Source organism: Desulfatiglans anilini DSM 4660 (assembly GCF_000422285.1).
Classification (GTDB): Bacteria; Desulfobacterota; DSM-4660; order Desulfatiglandales; family Desulfatiglandaceae; genus Desulfatiglans; species Desulfatiglans anilini.
In genome coordinates this window covers 1-4,359 of the sequence record NZ_AULM01000084.1, presented here as the reverse complement: position 1 = coordinate 4,359, position 4,359 = coordinate 1, and the positions used below count along the sequence as shown (strand labels likewise).

General features: G+C 54.1%; 3 protein-coding genes and 2 pseudogenes. 4 read left to right on the top strand and 1 reads right to left on the bottom strand.

Going from position 1 to position 4,359, the window contains the following annotated elements; all coding sequences use genetic code 11:
* The 4 genes and pseudogenes from H567_RS29940 to H567_RS0121005 form a co-directional block, all read left to right on the top strand.
* Nucleotides 1-135: pseudogene (locus tag H567_RS29940) on the top strand (hydrogenase iron-sulfur subunit); the annotation flags it as partial.
* Nucleotides 136-230: 95 nt separating this feature from the next.
* Complete coding sequence (locus H567_RS26500; RefSeq protein ID WP_084517713.1) at nt 231-857, top strand: FmdE family protein; 627 nt, start codon at nt 231-233, stop codon at nt 855-857.
* A 198-nt stretch (nt 858-1,055) separates the two neighbouring features.
* Nucleotides 1,056-1,220 (top strand): annotated as a pseudogene (locus H567_RS28220) (aldehyde ferredoxin oxidoreductase N-terminal domain-containing protein); the annotation flags it as partial.
* Nucleotides 1,221-1,508: 288 nt separating this feature from the next.
* The gene (locus tag H567_RS0121005; RefSeq protein WP_153306320.1) at nt 1,509-3,665 is read left to right on the top strand and encodes a molybdopterin-containing oxidoreductase family protein; all 2,157 of its coding nucleotides are present in this window, start codon (nt 1,509-1,511) and stop codon (nt 3,663-3,665) included.
* 182 nt (nt 3,666-3,847) lie between these two features.
* Here H567_RS0121005 and H567_RS27610 read toward each other — a convergent pair whose 3' ends face one another.
* Complete coding sequence (locus H567_RS27610) at nt 3,848-4,183, bottom strand: IS66 family transposase (protein WP_084517711.1); 336 nt, start codon at nt 4,181-4,183, stop codon at nt 3,848-3,850.
* Nucleotides 4,184-4,359: the final 176 nt, after the last annotated feature.

Below are 4,359 nucleotides of genomic sequence, written 5' to 3'. Positions count from 1 at the left end.
AAGTGCATCCGGTGCGGGACTTGCTTCGAGGTCTGCCCCCCGCGCTTCGGCGCGGTGCAGAAGCTCGTCGGCGAGCCGGTTCCGCCGCCGATCCCCGAAGAGCAGAGAAAAATTGTCAGAAAGGCAAAAAGCTGACCGTTTGCCGATCTTTTCCCTTCCGACCCGGGCTTGAATCGGATAACCCCAAGAGAAAAGGCTGCCATTGACCTCAACATATGGGAGTATTTCTCATGAAGATCGGTTCCTACACTTACGATGAGTATCTCGAGGCGGTTCGCCGGTTCCATGGAACAGTCGCCCCGGGTGTCGTGCTGGGTGGTTTCATGGTCAACCTGGTGCTTGACAACTTGCCCAAGGGGGAGTTCTTCGACGCCCTTTGCGAGACCCGCGCCTGCCTGCCGGATGCGGTCCAACTGCTGACTCCGTGCACCACGGGCAACGGTTGGCTCAAGGTGATCGACCTGGGCCGCTATGCATTGGCCCTTTATGATAAATCGAGCGGCAGAGGGGTGCGCGTCTATGTCGATGCGTCCAAAATGGAGGAATGGCCGGAGTTGAAAAGCTGGTACTTCAAGCTCAAACCGAAGAAACAGCAGGATTTCGCCCTCCTTCTGGAGGAGATCAAGACCGCCGGGGCCGGTGTGTGCAGCCTGCAGAACGTTCAACTCGATCCGGATTTTATCAAGGTGCGGCGGCGCAAGGGATTCAAGATCTGTGCGGTCTGCGGTGAGGCCTATTCTGTCACCGATGGCCCTATCTGTCGAGGGTGCCAGGGCGAGGCGCCGTACGTAGCTATGGAGGCCTCGCTGCTCGAAACCCCTGCTTTTTCCTGCCCGGGCAAATGCCATGCACTTTGAAGACTTCACCGGCAGAGAGAGGTCAATATCGAGGAGAACTTACCGCCACAAAAACCCCGTCGCAGGTTTTGTTCTTATGTGGACTCGACACTAAAGCGAAGGGCTGTCGCAAAGCGCTGGAAGTAGCAGTTGGCGTTGGCGATCGTTGCTAAGGAGATATTAGGAATGTGATACGGAGAAACAGGCTACAATCTAGAAATTGATTTAGCATCGGGAAATATTGAACGGGTGGAAACCGACCCGAAATTCTTAGCACGTCGCTTGGAAGGGTTGGGCACCAATCTCAAGCTGTTATGGGACATGGTTTACCCGGAAGCCAAAGCATTTGACCCTGAAAATCTGCTCATATTCAGCACCGGTCTTTTTTGAGGAATTGCCAAGTTTTAGAAGATAATCATGTTGATCGAGGTTAACAAGGACAAATGCAACGGTTGCAGTTCATGCGAGGAGGTAAAGGATGTCATCGCCCTCGCTTAACAGAATGTGCGTAGCTTGTTGATGCTAAAAACTATTTAACAAATTGGATTAACGGCGAAGGTATTACGATTTTACCTGCTTAAACCACCAGAGAATAGTATGCTGCTTCTCAACCCCTTGCAAATTGTGTCATGTTCTGTCTTGAACATATAGTACTTCGGGAGGCGAAAGGCCATGACTTTGAAAAAAGGCGAACGAGAAACCGTGACCAGCATCTGCGGCATATGCCCAGGCGCATGCGGGGTGCGAGTGGAACTGGTGGATGGGAAACTCGACAAGATTTTGCCTATACAAGGCCATCCAATTGGTGTGGTATGCGTCCGAGGCGTTCATGCCAAGGAAATCGTATACTCCACCGACCGCCTCCGATATCCTTTACTTCGGGTTGGAGAAAGAGGAGAGGGTAAATTCGAGCGCATTACCTGGGATGAAGCACTTCAACGTATCACGGATGCATTCCAGAGAATCAAGCAAGAGCATGGGGCCAAGGCCGTGATGAGTTACTTCGGCCGAGGCGCTTTCGATCCAAGTCTCGTGGAAATTTTCGGGGCTCGCGGAGCGCACATTCAAGGGGCGTCCGGATACCTTTTCCCGTTTGGTTCCCCCAATACCGCTGGCGTTTCCGCTGTGTGCTATGTATCTCACGGGTTCCTGGCGACCGTGCCGACCCTTGGCGCCCCTTGGGCCATAACGTACCCTGACCTTGAAGATTCAGATTTGATCGTTATCTGGGGAGCGAATCCTCCCACGGATTCACCGCCTGACAAGGTGAAAAAGATTCTTGGCGCAAAAAGAAGGGGCGCCAAGCTCGTAGTCATCGATCACATGCGAACGGAGATGGCCAAAAAGGCTGATCAATGGATCGGAGTGCGACCTGGTACAGACGGTGCTCTCGCTCTCAGCATGATGCATGTCATCATCAACGAGGGACTCTTCGACAAAGAGTTCGTGCGAGACTGGACGGTCGGGTTCGAGGAACTCCGGGACTATGTGCAGAAGTTCCCGCCTGGAACTGCGGAGAAGATCACCCGTGTGCCCCGGCAGACCATTGTGGAAACGGCCCGTGCTATAGCAGCGGCCAAGGGCGCATCGCCAGTGATGTACACGGGACTGGAGTACTCAAACTGCGGGGTGCAAAGTATACGGGCCGTGCTCTGCCTGTGGGCCATCACAGGGAATATAGATATCCCCGGAGGGTTGGTGTTCAGACCCCGCAGTCCTGCGCGCTTTGGCCGTCTCCACCTGGATCCACCCGCTGGAGTGAACCCCATCGGCAAAGATAGATACCCATTCTTTTGTGATATGCTCAAATCAGCACAGTTCATGGAGGCGCCAAGAGCAATCCTGCAGGGCGACCCCTACCCGGTAAAGGCGCTCCTTATCGTTGGATCGTCCCTCCTGACAAGCCTCCCCAACCCCGATCTGTGGAAGGAGTGCTTCCGAAAGCTCGATTTTCTCGTAAGCTTCGACCGGTTTCTGACTGGAGATGGGCTTTATGCGGACATCGTGCTACCCGGCACCACAGGTTTTGAAGACTTGGGATACGAGAAATATCCAGGAGGGTACTGTCAGCTTAGGCAGAAGGTTATTGAGCCGATCGGTGAAGGCAAGTCACCCTTCACATTCCTTGCAGAATTGGCTAAACATTTGGGGTATGGGAGCATGTTCCCCGCGAACGAGGAGGAATATGTCCGATTCGCGCTGAAAGACAGCCCAGTCTCTATGAAGGATCTCAAAGACCATCCGGAAGGCATCACGTACGATGGAGGAAAGCAAGAGTTCAGAAAGTATGCGAAAGGGTTGCTACGCTCCAAAGGGAAGCCGGGATTCAACACCCCCTCCGGGAAGATAGAGCTTGTGTCGAGCATGCTCCAGAAATACGGATACGACGGACTGCCTGTGTACATGGAGCCCACAGAGGGACCGCTGGGAAGTCCAAAGCTGCTCAAGGACTACCCCCTTGTCCTGAACACAGGGGCAAGGATCCAATCTACCTTTCGATCCCAGCATTTGAACATCCCTGGATTGCTGAAGCTTCAGCCGAAGCCTCAAGTCTTGTTGAACCCGGCGGATGCCAAAGCCAGAGGGCTTGTGAACGGCGACGCCGTGTGGGTGGAGTCACCTCGCGGGAGAGTAGGCGTATGGGCAAAGGTGACCGATGACATCATGGCAGGACAAGTGGAACTGAACGTGGGAGGAGGGAGCCCCATCCAGGCGGAAGCGTGGCGCAATGCCAATGCCAATTACCTGACGGACTTCGATAATCGCGATCCGATCTCCGGATTTCCAGTATACAAGGCTTTACTGTGCCAGGTGAAGAGGCGGAAATGAGAAAAGAAAGGGGATTTTTACAGAGCAACCCGAGAGTGCCTTTAGGTTTTCCAGTTGGCGGATAAGTGGTTTCATTGTGTCCTTTCGGCGGGCGTGCAGAGGCCAATAAATTTTCGGCATGAAATTTTTTAGCTTGCGAGGATAAAGCGGAGGGCGGGAGTCTCACCCCGGCCGGTATAGGGTTAGCGGTTTTGATCCTGGTAATGCCACGGCATGAAGGTGTGCGGGGAGGTCTGCAGGGGTTTGGTGTTCTTCAGGAGCCATGTGAGGTAGTCGAGCGGGTTGACGCCTGAGAGTTGACAGGTGTGGATGAGGCTCATGAAGAGATCCCCGACATAGGCGCCGCGTTGGGTCTTGTAGAAGAGGGAGTTTTTCCGGTGTAGGATGGCGAACTTCAGGGCCCTTTCACAGATATTGTTGCCCAGCGGGGCTCCAGGCACCCTGAGAAAACAGGTCAGTTCCTTCCAGTGTTTGAGGAGGTAGGTGATCGCCTTCCCCAAGCCGGAGTTGGGCTCCACGGTCTTCTCCGCAAATTGCTGATGTCACCACGCCTCGAGAGCTGTCATGACGGGCTCAGTGTTGAGCCGATGGTAAGCCAGTCGATCCTGTGGGGACATCTTTTCGGTTCTGGCGATCGCCTCATGCATATAGACCGTTGCCCGGCGTTTCAACAGGTCGTGCAGGTTTTCCCCGG

Coding starts and splice junctions, on each gene's coding strand:
- H567_RS26500 (WP_084517713.1), top strand. CDS start 231: ATGAAGATCGGTTCCTACACTTACGATGAGTATCTCGAGGCGGTTCGC.
- H567_RS0121005 (WP_153306320.1), top strand. CDS start 1,509: ATGACTTTGAAAAAAGGCGAACGAGAAACCGTGACCAGCATCTGCGGC.